This window comes from Roseospira navarrensis, assembly GCF_009601025.1.
Classification (GTDB): domain Bacteria; phylum Pseudomonadota; class Alphaproteobacteria; order Rhodospirillales; family Rhodospirillaceae; genus Rhodospira; species Rhodospira navarrensis.
Window position 1 is genome coordinate 1 of sequence record NZ_WIVE01000046.1, and the last position, 20091, is coordinate 20091.

Consider the following 20091-nt stretch of genomic DNA (forward strand, 5'->3'; position numbering starts at 1 on the left):
CTTCATGGCCGCCCTCTCCGCCGTGCGATACAACCCCGACCTCAAGGCCTTCTACGAACGGCTTATCGGAAACAAAAAGACACCAAAAGGCGCACTCCTCGCCGTGGCCAGAAAGCTCGTCACCATCGCAAACGCGGTCCTCCGGCCTCAGCCCGAACCCGCCACAAACTGAGTTGATGACACCACTTATAATAGATAGTATCATCCTGGGCGCCCCTAGGGCGCGAAGGATCTCGTGATGGGGCACGAACCATGACACCCCTGTCATCCGGGTTCGGAGCCCTGGGACGCTGCCAAAAAACCTTGACCCTGCGCGCCTTTCCCATTAGACACCTGCGCTCCAATTCAACGTACACCGCGACCACGAGAGGACAAGACCATGGCCCGACGTTGCGCCGTGACGGGCAAGGGCGTGCAGACTGGCAACAACGTCAGCCACTCCAACATCAAGTCGAAGCGCCGTTTCCTGCCGAATCTTCAGGTCACCTCGCTCATGAGCGAGTCCCTGAACCGTACGATCCGCGTGCGCGTGTCCACCCACGGCCTGCGCACCATCGAACACATGGGCGGCATCGACGCCTTTCTGCGCAAGACGGCCAATGCCGATCTGACGCCGGAGCTGCGTCGGATCAAGCGGCTGGTGGTCAAGGCGACGGCCCCGGCCGAAGCGGCCTGATCCGGCTCGTCCAGCGCGATCCGTCACGAAAATGGGGACGTCCACAACCGGGCGTCCCCGTTTTCGTGTGCGCGGACGGGGGGCGGCGCGGACAGCACGCCGACCGCCCGGCGCCATCGCCCCGACCCCATCACCAGGCCGGTTCCCGCCGGGCCAGGTCCTTCAGGGTGCGCCGGGCTGACTCCAGGCGGTCCCGCGCATCGCGCTCATGCCAGCCGGCCACCAGACCGGCCGCCCACGCCAGGTCCGCCGACGCCTGCGCCGCGCCGTCAGACGGCCCCGCCATCGGTTTCGCGTCCTGGACCCCGGCGATCTCGCGCAGCACACCGCGCGCCACGGCGACGTCGTTGAGCGCCCCAAGGTCATCCTGGGCCCGGGCCAGATCCTTGTGGACCCTTGCCAGCGCCTTGCCCGGGAACAGGCTGCCGAGGAACTCGGTGGCATAGCGCAGCTTCTTGATCTGAATGCGCAGACGGTGGCGGTCCCGGGGGGACAGGCGCCGGAAGCGGCCGGTTCCCTTCGCCACCGGCCGCCAGCGGCGCTCCAGCCTCTGCCGCGCGAACGGCGCGATGGACTCGTCGCGCACCGGCCGGTCCGGGGCGGTGAGCCAGTCCCCGGCCTCGATCCAGGTCTCAATGCGCGCCGCCAGCACGGCGAACCGCGGGTCCGCGACCGCCGCGCGGGCCACCCGGTTGGCCTCGCGCCGCCGCGCCGCGACCACGCGCGCCAGCGCGTCCAGGTCGGCGCTCCCCGGCAGACCGGCGCGGACCGGGCCCACGATCTCCGCTTCGAACACATCCGCGTCCCGCGCGGGTCCGAGCGCGCCCATCAGCCAGCGCAAGTCGGCCCGGATCCCGTCCAGGTCCGGCCCCGCGATCACGGTCTTGAACAGGGCCATGGCGGAGCGCAGCCTGCGGGTGCCGACCCGCATCTGGTGGACGCCCTCGGGGTCGCGGCCATCCAGCACGGCCCCCGCGTTCGCCACCATCTGGGCCAGACAGGCCCGCGCGATGGCCTGAAAGCCGCCCGCCACGGTCATGGCCGGGCGCAGATCCGGCACCTGACCTTTCACGGGCGCGGCCGGCTCCGCCTGCTGGGGATCGGCCCCGACCCCCGCCGCGCGCGGGGGCGGCTGGTCGGTCTCGACGACATGGCTCATGGTGGATCCAGCCTCTTCCGTGACACCGCCGGTCCCAACCGGCGCTTCATGACAAATATATGACACGCCCGCCCCGACATCAAACGCACCCGCGTTCGGGGAGCACCCCTCGAAAGACAAAAAACCATTGATTTCCGGCTGTTGCCCAAATATATTGAACCTGCATGCGAATGGTGGCCGTCCGATGGGCGGCGCCCGCTTTCTGTTGCCGCATGGCGGACCGAGGCGCCGCCCCGCCCCCGTTGCCCCGGCGGGGCGTGCCGACCACCGGGTCCGCCCGGACCGGAAGCACGGACAGAAAGGACCCGGCTCATCATGTCCACTGATACGACCGCGGGACCCGCGCCCACCCGGTGGCCGCGCGGGCGGCGCCCCCGGCACATCGTCGCCGCCCTTGCGCTGAGCGCCCTGATCGGCGGCTGCGCGGTCGGCGAGGGCGGCATGATCGAGATGGCCACGCCGCCCGCCCCGGCGGCGGATTCGGCGCTGGCCGCCATGTCCCGGGGCGACCTGGGCCAGGCCGAGGCCTGGGCCGCGCGGGCGCTGCGGGACAACCCGCGCAACCCCTATGCCCTGCTCATCTGGGGCCTGCTGTCGGAGCGGGCCGGACAGCCGGCCGTCGCCACCGAAGCCTATGCGGCCATTCTGGAGCTGAACCCCACCGCCTCGATCAACCTGACGCCGATGGATATCGAGGCCTCGCCGCGCCCGATCGTGGAGATCGCCGAGCAGCGCCTGTCCCGGTTGCCCCCCACCCCGGTGGGGCCGGGATTCGCGCGCGTCCCGGGCGTGACGGGACCGACGGCCATGGAGACCCCGCAGGCCCCCGCGTCCCCCAGCGCCCCCGACGCGGTGTGGGAGAACGTCTCGGGCCGGTTCGAGACCCTGGAGCGCCTGTACGCCCAGGACCTCATCACCGACATGGAATACCGGGACCGTCGGGAGGACAACATCGGCGCCCTGACGCCCCTGACCGAGCCACCGCCGGCGGCGGGTCTGGCGCGGCCCGCCCCCCGGCCCACGGCCGTGGTCGGGCGCCTGCGGGATCTCGCCCGCACCTTCGAGCGCGGGGCCATCTCCGCGCGTGAGCACGCGGACGAGCGGGCCACGATCCTGGATGCCCTGCTGCCCGCCGATCCGCAGGTCCGCGACCAGGCGGACCGCACCCCGGACAGCGCCCGCGCCGTCCGGCGGCACGGGGAGCGCCTGACGGACGCACTGCGGCGCGGTCTCATCACGCCGTCCGAGTATTCCGCCGAGCGGTCCGCGCTGGCGGCGCGGGCCGGGGCGCTGATGCCGGATGATCCCGCCGCCGCCGCGCGTCTGCTGCCGCCGGCCCGTCCCGCCGGCGCGCCCGAGGACGCGGCCGAGCCCGGCCCGGCCGCCATGGCGGACGGCGAGGCCGACACGCCGGCACCGACGGAGGCGGTCGATGCGTCAGGCGCGCCGCGCCCCCTGCTGCCCACTACGCGCCCCACACCGCCCGCGCCCGTGGGCCCGCCCAACGCCAATCGCGAGGACCCGGCCACCCAGCGCTTCACCGGCGTGACCGGGGCGGCCGCAGCCTCCGACGCCGAGGTGGCCGAGACGCGCCCGATCGCGCCGGGCGACTACGTCCACCTCGCGTCCTATCGCAGCATGGACTCGGCTCGCGCCGGGTGGGAGGCCCTGAGCGCGCGCTACGCCGGCCTTCTGCGTGAAATGACGCCCCATTTCGAGGAGATCGCGTTGCCCGAGCGCGGCACCTTCATCCGCCTGAAGGCCGGGCCGGTGGCGATTCCGGGCGGGCCGACGCGGCTGTGCGACAGGTTGCAGGCGATGGGCCAGTTCTGCGAGCCGACGCCGCTCAATCCCTAGAAAATGGCCCTAGAAGCGGACGAAGCCCGCGCGGTCGGGGTTCAGGCCGCCGTTCGCCGCCCCAGGCCGGGCACGGTCACCGTGCGCCCCCGCACCGCACGGTGCGGCAGCGCGGACGGCGCGGTCATGGCGCCGGTCAGCAGCATCAGGTCCGGGCGACCCCGGAAGGTGGGCGCGGGACGTGATCGCCGGCCCCGGCCGGTGCGGGTCCGGGGCGCGGGGCCGCGCAGCGTCGCGGCGGAGACAGGGCGGCTTAGGGCCACCAGTCCTTCGATCAGAAGACGAACAATCATGGTCCACACGGTACATGAGCAGGCGCGGTCCCCCTCGGACCGGCGCCCCGGCCGTGCCGGTGGGCACGGCTCGGACACTTCAGGAAAACAGGAACCCGGCGCGGCTGTCAGTACGCCCCGTCACAAACACCGGGGCGGCCCTGTCAGGACGGCCCGAAAGACCGATCCGCCACCCGGGCTTTCCACGACGGCGCGCTTACTATACTGACCCCGGGATTTTCGTAAAATGTTTTTTGTTGATCGTTTGTTTACTAAGTCACCACTTGAGAATCGATCGCCAAAATGTTGAAATCACTGAATTCTCGGCCCTCGCCTCATCACCCCGCCAGGGCTGCCACGCCGGTTGAAGTGGAGTGCTCAAAGTGGAGGACCTGGCCCGGATTCACGACCCCGTAGGCGGCATGGGCCGCCATGGACGCCTCGGCGAACCCGGTCAGGATCAGTTTCAGCTTGCCGGGGTAGCTGGCCACATCGCCCACGGCGAAGAGGCCCGGCACGCTGGTCTCGCAGGTGGCCGGGTCCACGACGATGCGCTGGTGGTCGAGCCTGAGGCCCCACTCCGCGATCGGCCCCAGATTGGTGGCCAGCCCGAAGAACGGCAGCAGGCGATCCGCCTCCAGCCGGCGGGTGTTGCCGTCCAGGTCCGCGACGATGACGGCGGACAGGGCGGCGCCCTCGCCTTCCAGACCATGCAACTGATAGGGCGTGACCAGCTCCAACGCCCCCGACTCGGCCAGTTCGTGCAGGCGGGCCACGCTTTCCGGCGCGGCCCGGAACTTCGCCCGTCGGTGGACCACCTTGACCGAGGCGGCCACCTCGGACAGCGACAACGCCCAGTCCACCGCCGAGTCGCCACCGCCGGCGATGACGATGTGCCGGTCCCGGAACGCCTCGCGCTTGGCCACCATGTAGAAGACGCCCGTGCCCTCGAACTGCTCGATCCCCTTGAGCGGCGGGCGGTTGGGCCCGAACGCGCCGGCGCCGGCGGCGATGATGACCGCGCGGGCCTCCAGCACGGTGCCGGTGCTGGTGGTCAGCCGCCAGGCGTCGTCGTCCGGCGTGCGGGTCAACGCCTCCACCCGCTGGCCCAGATGGAAGGTGGGCGCGAACGGCGCCGCCTGCTCCATCAGGTGGTCCACCAGGTCGCCGGCCAACACCTTGGGGAAGGCGGGGATGTCGTAGATCGGCTTTTCCGGATAGAGCGCCGTCAACTGACCGCCCGGCGCGTCGAGCACATCCACCACGTGGCAGCGGATGCGCGCCATGCCCAGTTGGAAGATGGTGAACAGCCCGACCGGGCCGGCGCCGATGACAACGGCATCCGTGCGGTGAACGGCGGGGTCTGACATGGCGGGGCCTCTTCAGCGGATCGGGGACATGCGGCAGGCGGACTGACATAGCCGCCCCACCTGGGGGACGCAACCCTGCCGCCGGACAGGTGACATTGCGGGCCGTCCGGCGGCCCGTTAAAACCGCATCATGACCGAGCCCACCTTGCCGCACGCTGACACGGCCTTGACCCTGTCGCTCCCCGACGAGCCCGCCACCGTCCGCCTGGGCGGGGCCCTGGCCGACCTGCTGCGGCGGGGCGACATGGTGGCCCTGCGCGGCGACCTGGGCGCGGGCAAGACCGCGCTGGCCCGTGCCATCGTCCGCGCCCTGACCGGCGATCCGGACGAGGACGTGCCCAGCCCCACCTTCACCCTGGTGCAGATGTACGACACCCCGGACGGCACGCCTGTGTATCACTACGACCTGTACCGCCTGGAGGATCCGGCCGAGGCCCTGGAACTGGACCTGGAAGACGCCCTGGCCGACGGCATCACCCTGATGGAGTGGCCCGACCGGCTGGCCGGCTGGCTGCCGCGCGACCGCCTGGACATCACCCTGGGCACCACCGGCCCGACCGCCCGCCGGGTGACGCTTGCGCCGGCCGGAGCCTGGACCCGTCGCGCCGACGCCCTGTCCGCTCTCCGCAAGGACTTCGCCGCCTGATGCAAAACGACCGCAACACGGCCCGGACCGCGTTCCTCACCCTGGCCGGCTGGGGCGATGCCGCGCGCACCCTGCTGGCCGGGGACGCCTCGTTCCGCACCTATGACCGGCTCGCGGGTCCCCGGGGGCGCGCCGTTCTGATGGACGCCCCGCCGCCGCAGGAGGACGTTCGTCCGTTCGTGCGCGTCGCCCGCCACCTGACGGCGCTCGGGTACTCGGCCCCCTCGATCCTGGCCGAGGACCCGGCTCACGGATTCCTGCTGCTGGAAGACCTGGGCGACACCACCTTTACCCGCTGCCTCGCCGAGGGCGCGGACGAGCCCGGGCTGTACACCCTGGCCGTGGACCTGCTCACCCATCTGCACGGTCAGCCGACGGACACCGTGCTGCCGCCGGACCTCGTGCCGCCCTACGACGACACCCGCCTGCTGGCGGAAGCGCGCCTGCTGACGGACTGGTACATGCCCGCCGTTCTGGGCGGCGCGCCCGACGCGGCCGCGCTCGATGACTACGAGGCCCGCTGGCGCGCGGTCTTCCCGGTGGCGCGGGCCGTGCCGGACACATTGGTGCTGCGCGACTTCCATGTGGACAACCTGCTGGTCCTGGACGACCGGACCGGCGTCGCCCGCTGCGGCCTGCTGGATTTCCAGGACGCCGTCGCGGGCCCCGTCACCTATGATCTCGTGTCGCTGCTGGAGGACGCCCGGCGCGACATCGACCCGGACCTTGTCGCAGCCATGCGGGCGCGCTACCACGGCGCCCGTCCGGACCTGGACCTTGCGGCGTTCGACGCCAGTTGGGCCGTGCTCGCCGCCCAGCGCCATGCCAAGGTGATCGGCGTGTTCACCCGGCTGGCGCGGCGCGACGGCAAACCCCATTACCTGCCCCACATCGCCCGCGTCTGGCGCCTGCTGGACGCCGCGCTGGCCCATCCGGCCCTGGCCGAGGTGCGGGCCTGGATCGACGATCACATCCCGCCCGAGCGGAGGCTCATCCCGACATGAAGACGCACCAGCAGCCCCACAATGTGGACATCCCGCCGGTCGGCGATGCCGACATCCCGCGCCGGGCGATGGTCCTGGCGGCGGGCCTGGGCCGGCGTATGCGCCCCATCACCATGCGCACCCCCAAGCCGCTGGTGAAGGTGCGCGGCGTGCCGGTCATCGACTGGACCCTGGATCGCATGGCGGCGGTGGGCCTCGAAACCTGCGTGGTCAATGTCCACCACCTGGCTGACGAGGTGCGCGCCCATCTCGCCCGCCGGACCTCGCCCCGAATCGTGTTCTCGGACGAAACGGCGCGCCTGATGGACACCGGCGGCGGGGTCAAGCAGGCCCTGCCGCACCTGGGCGACGGAGCCTTCTACGTCGTCAACGGCGACGTCCTGTGGCTGGACGGCATTCAGCCGGCGCTGACCCGCCTCGCCGAGGCCTGGGATCCCGCGCGCATGGACATGCTGCTGCTGGTGCTGCGGCTGGCCGGCGCCAACGGCTACGACGGGCGCGGCGACTTCTTCCTGGACGGCTGGGGCCGCCCGCGCCGCCGCAAGGCCCACGAGATCGCCCCGTTCGTGCATGCCGGCGTGCTCATCACCACGGCCGCCCTGTTCGAGGACACGCCGGACGACCCGTTCTCACTCAACCTGCTGTTCAACCGCGCCATGGACGAGGGCCGTTTGTATGCGGTCCCCCACGATGGCGAGTGGTATCATGTGGGCACACCTTCAGCGCTCGCCCTCGCCGAGGAAAGGCTGGGCGAACCCAACATCTGCAGCGACCAATAGGTCTCATCGCGAATCCCCACCGCATGCCGGATCGGCCCCACGTCTATACCATCGCCCCAACGCGCCCCTTCGTGGACGTGCTGGCCGCCGGCGTGCTGGACCGCCACGGGGGTGATCCCCTGCGACTCGCGGACGTCACCGTCCTGCTGCCCACCCGGCGCGCCTGCCGCATGCTGCGCGAGGCCTTCCTGCGCCGGGGCGGCGGCCGGGCCCTGCTGCTGCCGCGCATGGTCCCTCTGGGCGACGTGGACGAGGACGAACTGGCGCTGGCGGGCGCGCCGGCCCTGGGCGAGGATCTCGCGGGCATGGCCGACCTGCCGCCCGCCATTCCGGACCTGCGCCGCCGCCTGCTGCTGGCCCGCCTGATCCAGGCCCGGCCGCTGGGACCGGACGGCGCCCCGCCCACGCCGGAAATGGCCGCCCGTCTGGCCCGCGACCTCGCCCGGCTGCTGGACCGGGTGCAGACCGAACGGCTGTCGTTCGACGGGCTGGCCGGGCTCGCGCCCGACCGCTACGCGACACACTGGGCCATCACCCTGGACTTCCTGCGCATCGTCACCGAGCTGTGGCCCGGGATTCTGGAGGCCGAAGGCGCCCTCGACCCGGCCGACCGCCGCGACCGCCTGATGGCCGCCCAGGCCGAGGCGTGGCGCCGCGCCCCGCCGCCCGGTCCGGTGATCGCGGCCGGCTCCACGGGCTCGATCCCGGCGACGGCGGACCTGCTGGCGGTGGTGGCCACGCTGCCCAATGGAACGGTCGTGCTGCCCGGGCTCGACCGCGACATGGACCCCGAAAGCTGGGACGCCCTGGACTGGACGCACCCGCAGTTCGGCCTGCGCCGCCTGCTGGCGCGGCTGGGCGTGGCCCGGCGGGACGTGCCGGACTGGCCCACACCCGACGACGGCCCCGCTCCCCCGCCGGGCGCGGCGGACCGCCGCCGGCTGGTGGCGGAGGCCATGCGCCCCGCCGAAACCGTCCACGCCTGGCACGGCACGGCGCCCGTGCCCCCGGACGCTCTGGAGGGCATCGCCCGCGTCACCTGCCCCGGCCCGCGCGAGGAGGCCGAGGCCATCGCCCTGATGATGCGCGAGACGCTGGAAACCCCCGAGCGCACCGCCGCCCTGGTGACCCTGGACCGCGACCTTGCCCGGCGGGTGGCGGCGCTGTTGAGTCGGTGGGACGTGAGAGTGGACGACTCCGCCGGCCAGCCGCTGGCCGTGACCCCGCCGGGGGCCTTCCTGCGCCTGCTGGCGGCGGCGGTCGCAAGCGATCTGGCGCCCGGCCCGCTGCTCGACCTGCTGCGCCATCCCCTGGCCGCCGCCGGGTGGGGCTTGGGCGGCTTCCGGCGTACCGTGCGGCGGCTGGAAACCCGCGTCCTGCGCGGACCCCGGCCGCCGGGCGGACTCGGCGGTTTGCGCCGCATCGCCCGCCAGCGCGGGGCCAAGGACGAGTCGGCCGTGATGCGCCTGCTCGATACGCTTGAGACTCGGTTGGGGCCGCTGCTGGCCATGATGGGCGGGCCGGACGTGCCGCCCGCCGCCCTGGTCCACGCCCACATGGAGGCGGCCGAGGCGCTGGCCGCCACCCGCGACGAGCCCGGGCCCCTGCGCCTGTGGGCCGGGGCCGCCGGCGAGACCGCCGCCGCCTTCGCGGCCGAGCTGACCACCGCGACCGAGGGCCTGCCGCCGATGGCGCCCCGGCATTATCCGGGCCTGTTCGACGCCCTGATGCTGGGGCAGGTGGTGCGCCCGCCCCAGGGCGGACACCCGCGCCTGTCCATCCTGGGGCCGATGGAGGCGCGCGCCTGGCACGCCGACCTGATGATCCTCGGCGGCCTGAACGAGGGCACCTGGCCCCCGGCCGTCGAGGCTGACCCCTGGATGAGCCGCCCCATGCAGGCGGCCTTCGGCCTGCCCGCGCCGGAGCAGCGCGTCGGCCTCTCGGCGCATGACTTCACCCAAGCCATGGGCGCGCCCCGGGTGGCCCTGACCCGCGCCGAGCGGGTGGAGGGCACGCCGACCGTGCCGTCCCGCTGGCTGCTGCGGCTGGAGGCCGTGGCCACCGCCGCCGGCCTGTCGGACGCGTGGGCAGCGGCGGCGCGCGGTCCCTGGCTCGACTGGGCGGACCGCCTGCGCGCCGTGACGCCCGCCGCCCCGGTGCCGCCGCCCGCGCCCGCGCCGCCGGTCGAGGCGCGCCCCACGCGCCTGTCCGTCACCCGCGTCGAGGCGTGGCGCCGCGATCCCTACGCCATCTATGCCCAGTACGTGCTGGGGCTGGAGAAGCTGGAGGATCTGGACCGCCCCTTGGACGTGCGCGACTTCGGCACCCTGGTCCACGCCGCGCTGGAGCGGTTCCGCGAGGCCTGGCCTACCACCCTGCCCGGGGACGTTGAGGGCGAACTGATCGCCGCCGGACAGGCGGCCTTTTCCGAGATCCGCGAGAACGCCCATGCCGATGCCGTGTGGTGGCCGCGCTATCTGCGGACGGCCGCCTGGATCGCCGACCAGGAGCGCACCCGCGCGGGGGCCCTGGCGCGGGTGCATGTGGAGGTGAAGGGCGCGCTCGACCTGACCGACACGGAGCGGCCCTTCACCCTGACCGGCACCGCCGACCGCATCGACGTGCTGGGCGACGGCTCGCTGGTGGTCATCGACTACAAGACCGGCCTGCCACCGGGGAAGAAGGAGGTCGCCGCCGGCTATGCGCCCCAGTTGCCCCTTGAGGCCGCCATGCTGACCGCCGGGGCCTTTCCGGGGGTGCCGGCGGGGACGGTCTCCGGGCTGGAATACTGGCGGCTGCGCGGGGCCGTGGAGACTCCGGGCGAGGTCCGGCGCATCACCGACGACCCCGAGACCCTGGCGGCCGAGGCCCTGGCCGGCCTGAAGGCCATGGTGAACCTGTACGCCCGGCCGGAGACGCCCTACCCCGCCCGGCCGGTGCCGGACAAGGCGCCGCGCTATTCCGACTATGAGCACCTCGCGCGGGTGGCCGAGTGGTCCAGCGCCGGCGACGAGGAGGGCGACGGATGACCGCCCCCGACGCCCCCAACGCCGCCCCCGTCGATCCCGTTGCCCTGGCCGGGCGCGAGCAGCGCCGCGCCGCCGACCCGGCCGTCTCCGCCTGGGTGGCGGCGAGCGCCGGCTCGGGCAAGACCAAAGTGCTCACCGACCGGGTGCTGAACCTGCTGCTGGAGGGCACGGCGCCCGAGCGCATCCTGTGCCTGACCTTCACCAAGGCGGCGGCGGCGGAGATGGCCAACCGCCTGGCCGAAAAGCTCGCCGCCTGGGCGGTCACGGACGACCCCTCTCTGGCCCGCGCGCTGGAGGCGCTCTCCGGCACGCGCCCCGACGCCGAGCGCATGACCCGCGCCCGGCGCCTGTTCGCGCGCGTGCTGGACACGCCCGGCGGCATGCGGATCCAGACCATCCATGCCTTTTGCCAGTCGGTGTTGCGCCGCTTCCCGCTGGAGGCCGGCCTTTCGCCCGGCTTCCAGGTCATGGACGACCGCATGGCGCGCGACGCCGAGGAAGCGGCCCTGCGCGCGGTGCTGGAATCGGCCCGCCTGGGAGCCACGGACGACGATCCGCTGACCGCCGCGCTCGACACCGTGACCGCCCGGGTCTCGGAGGACCGCTTTCCCAAGCTGATGGCCGCCATGCGCAAGGCCGGTCCGCGCCTGCGCCGGCTGTTCGCGGCGCGCGGCGGACTGGCGGCGGTGCGCGCGGCCACTTGCGCCCGGCTGGGCGTGACCGAAGACGACACGCCGGAAAGCCTGACCCGGGCCGCCTGCGCCGACGATGCCTTTGACCGGCCGGGCCTGCTGGCGGCGGCGGAGGCGCTGGCGGGCGGCACCAAGACCGACCAGGGCAAGGCGGAGGCGCTGGCGGCCTTCCTGGCGGCCTCGCCAGAGGAGCGCCCCGCGCTGCTGGCGGCCCACGAAAAGACCTTCTTCGACAGCAAGGGCGAGCCGCGCGCGGTGGACAAGCTGACCACCAAGGGGATCCGCACCCAGCGGCCGGACGTTCTGCCGGCCCTGGAGGCCGAACAGGCCCGCCTGATCCGCCTGCGCGACGCCCGCAAGGCCGCCGCGATCGCCACCGCCTCCGGCGCCCTGCTGACCGTGGCCGACCGCTATCTTGCGCTGCTCGCGGCCCAGAAGCAGGCCCGCGCCCTGCTGGACTTCGACGACCTGATCCAGCACACCCGCGCCCTGCTGGAGCGCGCCGAGGGCGCGGCCTGGGTGCTCTACAAGCTGGACGGCGGCCTTGACCACCTGTTGATCGACGAGGCGCAGGACACCAGCCCGGACCAGTGGGCCGTCGCGCGCGCACTGACCGAGGAGTTCCACGCCGGTCTGGGCCGCGAGGGACCGGGCGGCGACGGCGTGCCGCCCCGCCGCACCGTGTTCGCCGTGGGCGACCGCAAGCAGTCCATCTACAGCTTCCAGGGCGCGGACCCGGCGGGGTTCGAGGCCATGCGCGAGCGGGTCTCGGCGCGCGTGCGGGCGACCGGCGCACGGTTCGAGGACGTGGGCCTGCATGTCTCGTTCCGCTCCACGGCAGCGGTGCTGGAGGCCGTCAACCGGGTCTTCCGCCAGCCCGACGCCCGCGACGGCGTGGTGGCGGAGGCGGAGGACGTCACCCACACCCCCGCCCGCGTCGGCATGGCGGGCATGGTGGAGCTGTGGCGGCCCATAGACCCGCCGGATGTGCCCGACCCCGAGCCCTGGAAGCCCCCGGTGGAGCGCCTGCGGGTGGAGAGCGCCCCGACGCGGCTCGCGCGGGTGCTGGCGGTGCGCATCCACCGCATGATCGCGAGCGGCGAGCGGCTGGAGGCCCGGGACCGCCCCATCCGCGCCGGCGATATCCTGGTGCTGGTGCGCCGCCGCACGGGCTTCGTCACCGACCTGACCCGCGCGCTCAAGACCCTGGGCGTGCCGGTCGCGGGCGCCGACCGCATGGTGCTGGCCGACCAGATCGCCGTCATGGACCTGATGGCGCTGGGCAACGCCCTGCTGCTGCCCGAGGACGACCTCAGCCTTGCCACGGTTCTGAAGGGGCCGCTGATCGGCCTGACCGAGGACCAGCTTTTTGAACTGGCCCACGGCCGCGACAAGGCCGAACGCCTGTGGCACCGACTGGAGGCCCGGGCGGGCGCGGACGATGCCTTCGGCGCGGCCTGGGCGGTCCTGTCCGACCTCATGGACCGGGTGGATGTACTGCCGCCGCACGAACTGTTCGCCCATGTGCTGGAGCAGCGGGACGGACGACGCCGCCTGCTCGCGCGGCTGGGGCCGGAAGCGGATGACACCATCGACGAATTCATGGCCCTCGCCCTGGCCCACGACCGCGACCAGCCGCCCTCGCTGGGCGGGTTCCTGCGCGCGCTGGCCGTCGCCGGCACCGAGATCAAGCGCGACCTGGAGCACGGCGGCCAGGCGGTGCGGGTGATGACCGTGCACGGCTCCAAGGGCCTTCAGGCCCCGGTGGTGATCCTGCCCGACACCCTGAGCCTGCCCCACCGGGGGGACACGCACGTCTATTTCGACGGAGACTCCGACGACGACAGCGCCCTGATGCTGTGGCCGCCGCGCGCCGCTGACCGCGAGGCCGTCACCCAGGCGCTGGAGGCCGAGCGGATCGCGGCCCAGGAGCGGGAATATCGCCGCCTGCTCTATGTGGCCATGACCCGGGCCGAGGACCGCCTGATCGTCTGCGGCTGGAACACTCGGAAGGCGGCACCGGATGGGGCGTGGTACAGTCTTGTCACGCGCGCGCTGGACGGCTTCGCCGCGATCGAACACGACCCGGCCCTGGAGGCCTGCGGCCTGGAGGAGGACGCCGCCCAGGTGCTGCGCCACCGCACGGACCAGACCCGGCCGCCGCGACCGGACGCCACCGACACCGGGCCAGCGGAGGACAAAGACGCGGGCGATCCGGCCTGGCTTTGGAGTGCCCCAAGAGCGGAGCCCCGGCCGTCGCGGCCGCTGGCGCCGTCCGAGACGCCGGCGGACCCGCCGCCGGTCTCGCCGCTGGCCGACGGCCCGGGCGCGCATCCGTTCCGCCGGGGCGTGCTGGTCCACCGCCTGCTGCAGCACCTGCCGGCCCTCCCCGCGCCGGACCGTCCCGCGGCGGCCCGGGCGTGGCTGGCGCGCGCCCAGCACGGGCTGGACGCCGCGACCATCGAGACCTTGGCGGAAGAGGTCCTCGGCGTGCTGGACCATCCCGATCTTGCCGCCGTGTTCGGGCCCGGCTCGCGGGCCGAGGTGCCCATCGTCGGGATCGTCGCCACCGCCGTCGTGTCGGGTCAGGTGGACCGCCTGCACGTGGCCGACGACCGGGTGACCGTGGTGGACTTCAAGACCAGCCGGCCCGCCCCCACCGATCCGGCCCGGGTGCCGGACGCGTATCTGCGACAGATGGCGCTGTACCGCGCCGTGCTGTCCCAGGTGTACCCGGACCGGGCGATCGTCTGCGCCCTGGTGTGGACCGCCGGCCCCGGCCTGATGCTTCTGGACCCGGCCCGCCTGGACGCGGCGATTGCCCCGACGGACCGTGCGTCCTAGATCTGGTCGGGTTCCGCAAGCCGAAGGTGACTGCCCGATGCGTGCCCGACCCCGGTCCGCCGCGACCCTGTTCCTCCTGCCCGTGCTGGCGCTGGCCCTTTGGCTCGCCCCACCAACCGTCCGCGCCCAGGAGGTGCCGGCCTCCCGCGCCGAGATCAAACTGTCCTTCGCGCCGGTGGTAGAGGAAGCGGCCCCGGCCGTGGTCAACATCTACAGCCGCCGCGTGGTGCAGGAACGGGCCATGCCGCCGCTGTTCCGCGACCCCATGTTCCGGCACTTCTTCGGCGGGCCGATGGGGCCCTCGCGACCGCGCGAGCGGGTGGAGAACGCGCTCGGCTCCGGCGTGATCGTGCGGCCCGACGGCGTGATCCTGACCAACAACCACGTCATCGAAGGCGCGGACGAGATCAAGGTGGTGCTCAACGACCGTCGCGAGTTCGACGCGCAATTGCTGGGCACCGACGCGCGCACCGATCTGGCCGTGCTGACCATCGACCCGAAGGGCGAGTCCCTGCCCGCGCTGTCGCTGGGGGATTCGGATACGCTGGCCGTGGGCGATCTGGTGATCGCCATCGGCAATCCATTCGGCGTCGGCCAGACGGTGACCATGGGCATCGTCTCCGCCCTGGCGCGGACGACCGGCGGCCTGGGCGACTATCAGTCCTTCATCCAGACCGATGCCGCCATCAACCCCGGCAACTCCGGCGGCGCGCTGGTGGACATGGCCGGGCGGCTGGTGGGCATCAACACCGCCATCTACAGCCGCGACGGCGGCAACGTGGGCATCGGCTTCGCGGTGCCGTCGGACATGGCGCGGGTGGTGGTGGACAGCCTGCTGGCGGGCGGCACGGTCACGCGACCGTGGCTCGGTCTGGACGGCCAGACCGTGACGCCCGATATCGCGCGCTCGCTGGGGCTGGCGCGCCCGGCCGGCGTGCTGCTGTCGGAGGTGCGGGATGAGGGACCCGCCCGCGCCGCCGGCCTGCAACGGGGCGACGTCATCCTGGCCTTCGACGGCCGCCCGGTGGACGACGAGGAGGCGCTGCGCTTCCGCATCGGCGCCAGCACGGTGGGCGGCACGGCCACGCTGCGCATCCTGCGCGACGGCCAGGAACGCGACGTGGACGTGGCGCTGGAAGCGCCGCCCGAGGTCCCGCCCCGCAATCCCATCTGGCTGCGCGGCCGCCATCCCCTGAACGATACCCTGGTGGCCAACCTGAACCCGGCCCTCGCCGAGGAGATGGACCTGCTGCACGGTCAGGGCGCGGTGGTGGTGCTGGAGATGGGACAGCGCAGCCCGGCCCCGCGCTACGGCCTGCGTCCGGGCGACGTGATCCGGGCGGTCAACGGGCAGGAACCGGCCACCGTGCGCGAACTGGCCAGCCTGATGAGCCGCACCGGGCCGCCCTGGCGCCTGGACGTGATCCGCGAGGGCCGCCCGGCCAAGCTGGTGATCGGCGGATGAGCGATCTGTTCGGCGCCGCCGCGCCCGCTTCAGCCGGATCCTCGCCCGGTGATCCGGACCCGGACGATCCGTCGCGCCCGCTGGCGGACCGGCTGCGGCCGCGCACTCTCGACGATGTGGTGGGGCAGGATCACCTGCTCGGCGCGGACGGCCCGCTACGCAAGATGCTGGACGCGGGCCGGCTGGCCTCCCTCGTGTTCTGGGGCCCGCCCGGCTGCGGCAAGACCACCATGGCCCGCCTGTTGGCGCGCCACGTGGACCTGCAGTTCGAGCCGCTGTCGGCGGTGTTCTCGGGGGTCGCCGACCTGCGCAAGGTGTTTCAGGGCGCGCGCGAGCGGCGCACGCGGGAGGGTCGGGGCACCCTGCTGTTCGTGGACGAGATCCACCGCTTCAACCGCGCCCAGCAGGACGGGTTCCTGCCCTACGTCGAGGACGGCACGGTGGTGCTCGTGGGGGCCACGACCGAGAACCCCAGCTTCGAGCTGAACGCCGCCCTGCTGTCGCGGATGCGGGTGTTCGTGCTGAACCGCCTGGACGACGCGGGCCTTGAGGTGCTGCTGTCGCGGGCCGAGGCAGCCGCCGGCCTGCCCCTGCCGCTGACCGACGCGGCCCGCGCGGCGTTGCGCGGCATGGCGGACGGCGACGGGCGCTATCTGCTGACCCTGGCCGAGGCGCTGTTCGCCATCCGCGCGGCGGAGGGCGAGGCCATGGCGCCGCTGGACCCGGAGGGGCTGACCCGGGTCGCCCAGCGCCGCGCGCCGGTCTACGACAAGGACCGGGAGGAGCATTACAACCTGATCTCCGCGCTGCATAAGTCGTTGCGCGGGTCGGACACGGATGCCGCCCTGTACTGGCTGGCGCGCATGCTGGCGGGCGGCGAGGACCCGGCCTACATCCTGCGCCGGCTGACCCGGTTCGCGGTCGAGGACATCGGCCTTGCGGACCCCGGTGCCCTGACCCAGGCGATCGCGGCATGGGAGACCTATGACCGCCTCGGCAGCCCGGAAGGCGACCTCGCCATCAACCAGCTTGTCGTCTATCTGGGCACGGCCCCCAAGAGCAACGCCAACTACGTCGCGTTCAAGACGGCGGCCAAGGCGGCCCGCAAGACCGGCAGCCTGATGCCGCCCAAGCATATCCTCAACGCGCCCACGAAGATGATGAAGGAGCTGGGGTACGGGGCCGGCTACGCCTACGACCACGACGCCGAGGATGGCTTCTCCGGCCAGGACTACTTCCCGGAGGAGATGGGCCGCACCCGCTTCTATGACCCGCCGGATCGGGGGTTCGAACGCGAGATCCGCAAGCGGCTGGACTACTGGGACCGCCTGCGGGCGAAGCGGGGACCGGACAAGGCGTAGAGGTGGATCCCGCCGGGGGCCGATGCCCCCGACGCCTCCGAGCCCTAGGCCGCCGCGAGCGAGCGCAGGACGTACTGCAGAATGCCGCCGTTGCGGAAGTATTCCAGCTCGTCCAGCGTGTCGATGCGGCAGGTCGTCACGATCTCCTCGCTCGACCCGTCGGCGCGGGTGATCGTCACGGTCACATCCTGGCGCGGCGTGATGTCGGCCACCCCGGTGATGGTGAACGTCTCCGACCCGTCCAAGCCCAGCGACTTGCGGTCGGTGCCCTCCTTGAACTGGAGCGGCAGCACGCCCATCCCGACCAGGTTCGAGCGATGGATGCGCTCGAAGCTCTCCACGATCACCGCCTTCACGCCCAGCAGCACGGTGCCCTTGGCCGCCCAGTCGCGCGACGAGCCGGTGCCGTACTCCTTGCCGGCGACCACCACCAGGGGCACGCCCTCGGCCTTGTAGGCCATGGCGGCATCGTAGATCGGCATCACCGTGCCCTCGGGCAGGTGCTTGGTGACGCCGCCTTCGCTGCCCGGCACCATCTCGTTCTTGATGCGGATGTTGGCGAAGGTGCCCCGCATCATGACCTCGTGGTTGCCGCGCCGCGAGCCGTAGCTGTTGAACTCGCGCACGGGCACCTGATGGCCCTGGAGGTAGTGCCCGGCCGGGCTGTCGCCCTTGATCGAACCGGCCGGCGAGATGTGGTCGGTGGTCACACTGTCGGCCAGCACCGCCAGCGGGCGGGCGCCCACGATGTCTTGCGGCGGCTTCGGGGCCATGTCCATGCCCTCGAAATACGGCGGGTTCTGCACGTAGGTCGAGCCGGGCGACCACTGATAGGTTTCGCCCTCGGCCACCTCAATGGCCTTCCACTGCTCCGGCCCCTCGAACACGTTGCCGTAGCGGGTGTTGAACATCTCGGGGCGAACGTTCGTGGTCACCGCCTCGGCGACCTCGTGGGCGCTCGGCCAGATGTCCTTCAGGTAGACCGGGTTGCCGTCCGAATCCTCGCCCAGCGGCTCGGTGACCAGGTCCCTGGTCATCGTCCCGGCGATGGCATAGGCCACCACCAGCGGCGGCGAGGCCAGGTAGTTGGCCCGCACCTGCGGGCTGATGCGGCCCTCGAAGTTGCGGTTGCCGGACAGCACGGCGCCCGCGACCAGTCCGTTGTCGTCGATGGCGGCGGCAATGGGGGCATCCAGCGGGCCGCTGTTGCCGATGCAGGTGGTGCAGCCATACCCGGCGATGTTGAAGCCAAGCTGGTCCAGACACTCCAGCAGCCCGGCCTTCTCCAGGTAGTCGGTCACGACCTGGGACCCCGGCGCCAGCGAGGTCTTGACCCACGGCTTGCGGGTCAGGCCCTTGGCCACGGCGTTGCGGGCCAGCAGGCCGGCGGCCATCAGCACGGAGGGATTGGACGTGTTGGTGCACGACGTGATGGCCGCGATCACCACGTCGCCGTCCGACAGGGTGTAGTCCGCGCCCTCGACGGCCACGCTGCGGGGTGTCCCCTGCCCGGCCATGTCCTTGAGCGCCTCGGCGAACGCGCCGGCGGCCCCGGACAGCGCAATGCGGTCCTGCGGGCGGCGCGGACCGGCCAGCGAGGGTTCCACGTCGGACAGGTCCAGTTCCAGGGTGTCGGTGTAGACCGGCTCGGGCGTCGAGTCGTCGCGCCACATGCCCTGGGCCTTGGCGTAGGCCTCCACCAGCGCCACCTGCGCGTCGTCGCGCCCGGTGTCGCGCAGGTAGCGCAGCGTCTCGGCGTCGATGGGGAAGATGCCGCAGGTCGCCCCGTACTCGGGCGCCATGTTGGCGATGGTCGCCCGGTCGGCCAGCGGCATGCTGGCGAGGCCCGGGCCGAAGTACTCCACGAACTTGCCGACCACGCCCTTGGCGCGCAGCATCTGCGTGACCGTCAGCACCAGATCGGTGGCGGTCGTGCCCTCCTTGAGGGCCCCGGTCAGCTTGAACCCGATGACCTCCGGGATCAGCATGGAGACCGGCTGGCCGAGCATGGCGGCCTCGGCCTCGATACCGCCCACGCCCCAGCCCAGCACGCCCAGGCCGTTGATCATGGTGGTGTGGCTGTCCGTGCCGACCAGGGTGTCCGGATAGGCCACCGTCTTGCCGGTCTGGTCTTCGCTGGACCAGACGGTGCGGGCCAGGTACTCCAGGTTCACCTGATGGCAGATGCCCACGCCCGGCGGCACGACGCGGAAGTTGTCGAACGCCTTCTGGCCCCAGCGCAGGAACGCATAGCGCTCGCGGTTGCGCTCGAACTCCAGATCGGTATTGCGCTTCAGGGCATCGGGGCTGGCGTAGAAATCGACCATGACAGAATGGTCGATGACCAGATCCACCGGCGACAGCGGGTTGATGCGGTTGGGATCGCCGCCCAGGGCCGTCATGGCCTCGCGCATGGCGGCCAGATCGACGACGGCCGGCACGCCCGTGAAGTCCTGCATCAGCACGCGCGCGGGGCGGTAGGCGATCTCGCGAGTCGAGTTGCGCGTCTCCAGCCAGGCGGCCACCGCCTTGACGTCGTCCACGGTGACGGTGCGGCCATCCTCGTGCCGCAACAGATTCTCCAGCAGCACCTTGAGCGAGAACGGCAGCCGCGAAATGTCGCCCAGGCCCGCGTCGGCCAGGGAAAAGTAGTCGTACGAAACGTCTCCGACCGAGAGGGTACGACGGGCCTTCAGGGTGTCATGACCTGTGGCTCCCACGGGCGTCCTCCATTACTGTCGTGCTGATCGGGTGGGGCCGGATGCAGGCCCTGTGGCCGCACCCATACCTGACCCGGTGACTGGATTTTGGTCGCTTAAACCATTCCCGGGGCGGAGTCCAGGTATCGCGCGCCGTCAGCCTGACCGTTCGAGTGGGTTGTTCCCCGTTTTCAGACCGCCGGCCGAAAATTCCGTAACGTCTTCAACGGCCTCCATC

Annotated in this window: 13 protein-coding genes; 9 read left to right on the forward strand and 4 right to left on the reverse strand. The window is 72.3% G+C overall.

Annotated elements, in window-relative coordinates; genetic code table 11:
- The first annotated feature begins 379 nt into the window (after positions 1 to 379).
- Positions 380 to 676, forward strand: a complete 297-nt coding sequence (rpmB, locus tag GHC57_RS13480; RefSeq protein WP_153345102.1) for a 50S ribosomal protein L28 — start codon at positions 380 to 382, stop codon at positions 674 to 676.
- A gap of 130 nt (positions 677 to 806) precedes the next feature.
- Here rpmB and GHC57_RS13485 read toward each other — a convergent pair whose 3' ends face one another.
- Positions 807 to 1835: a CHAD domain-containing protein gene (locus GHC57_RS13485; RefSeq protein ID WP_153345104.1), complete on the reverse strand. Its 1029-nt coding sequence runs from the start codon at positions 1833 to 1835 to the stop codon at positions 807 to 809.
- A gap of 315 nt (positions 1836 to 2150) precedes the next feature.
- On the opposite strand from GHC57_RS13485, the gene GHC57_RS13490 reads away from it, so the two are divergent.
- Positions 2151 to 3692, forward strand: coding sequence for a tetratricopeptide repeat protein (locus tag GHC57_RS13490; protein WP_153345106.1), 1542 nt, complete (start codon positions 2151 to 2153; stop codon positions 3690 to 3692).
- A gap of 41 nt (positions 3693 to 3733) precedes the next feature.
- Here the strand turns inward: GHC57_RS13490 and GHC57_RS13495 are convergent, their stop codons facing one another.
- Together GHC57_RS13495 and GHC57_RS13500 are read right to left on the reverse strand one after the other, a co-directional pair.
- Positions 3734 to 3985 (reverse strand): hypothetical protein, encoded by a 252-nt coding sequence (locus tag GHC57_RS13495; RefSeq protein WP_153345108.1) that lies wholly within the window; start codon positions 3983 to 3985, stop codon positions 3734 to 3736.
- Positions 3986 to 4302: 317 nt separating this feature from the next.
- Positions 4303 to 5334, reverse strand: coding sequence for an NAD(P)/FAD-dependent oxidoreductase (locus GHC57_RS13500; RefSeq protein WP_153345110.1), 1032 nt, complete (start codon positions 5332 to 5334; stop codon positions 4303 to 4305).
- A 130-nt stretch (positions 5335 to 5464) separates the two neighbouring features.
- On the opposite strand from GHC57_RS13500, the gene tsaE reads away from it, so the two are divergent.
- Genes tsaE through GHC57_RS13535 form a run of 7 tightly spaced genes read left to right on the forward strand, consistent with a single transcriptional unit; the run spans position 5465 to position 17154 of the window.
- Positions 5465 to 5980: a tRNA (adenosine(37)-N6)-threonylcarbamoyltransferase complex ATPase subunit type 1 TsaE gene (gene tsaE / locus GHC57_RS13505; RefSeq protein WP_153345117.1), complete on the forward strand. Its 516-nt coding sequence runs from the start codon at positions 5465 to 5467 to the stop codon at positions 5978 to 5980.
- A complete protein-coding gene (locus GHC57_RS13510) occupies positions 5980 to 6984 on the forward strand; it encodes an aminoglycoside phosphotransferase family protein (RefSeq protein ID WP_153345119.1) in 1005 nt (334 codons plus the stop codon). Before tsaE ends, GHC57_RS13510 begins: the two co-directional genes overlap by 1 nt.
- Positions 6981 to 7763, forward strand: coding sequence for a nucleotidyltransferase family protein (locus GHC57_RS13515; protein ID WP_153345121.1), 783 nt, complete (start codon positions 6981 to 6983; stop codon positions 7761 to 7763). Before GHC57_RS13510 ends, GHC57_RS13515 begins: the two co-directional genes overlap by 4 nt.
- 23 nt (positions 7764 to 7786) lie before the next feature.
- Complete coding sequence (addB, locus tag GHC57_RS13520) at positions 7787 to 10792, forward strand: double-strand break repair protein AddB (RefSeq protein WP_153345123.1); 3006 nt, start codon at positions 7787 to 7789, stop codon at positions 10790 to 10792.
- The gene (addA, locus tag GHC57_RS13525) at positions 10789 to 14328 is read left to right on the forward strand and encodes a double-strand break repair helicase AddA (RefSeq protein ID WP_153345126.1); all 3540 of its coding nucleotides are present in this window, start codon (positions 10789 to 10791) and stop codon (positions 14326 to 14328) included. Before addB ends, addA begins: the two co-directional genes overlap by 4 nt.
- Before the next feature lie 37 nt (positions 14329 to 14365).
- Positions 14366 to 15793, forward strand: coding sequence for a DegQ family serine endoprotease (locus GHC57_RS13530; protein ID WP_153345128.1), 1428 nt, complete (start codon positions 14366 to 14368; stop codon positions 15791 to 15793).
- Complete coding sequence (locus tag GHC57_RS13535; RefSeq protein ID WP_153345130.1) at positions 15790 to 17154, forward strand: replication-associated recombination protein A; 1365 nt, start codon at positions 15790 to 15792, stop codon at positions 17152 to 17154. Before GHC57_RS13530 ends, GHC57_RS13535 begins: the two co-directional genes overlap by 4 nt.
- 44 nt (positions 17155 to 17198) lie before the next feature.
- Here the strand turns inward: GHC57_RS13535 and acnA are convergent, their stop codons facing one another.
- Positions 17199 to 19874, reverse strand: coding sequence for an aconitate hydratase AcnA (acnA, locus tag GHC57_RS13540; protein ID WP_170294876.1), 2676 nt, complete (start codon positions 19872 to 19874; stop codon positions 17199 to 17201).
- Between the last annotated feature and the right edge of the window lie 217 nt (positions 19875 to 20091).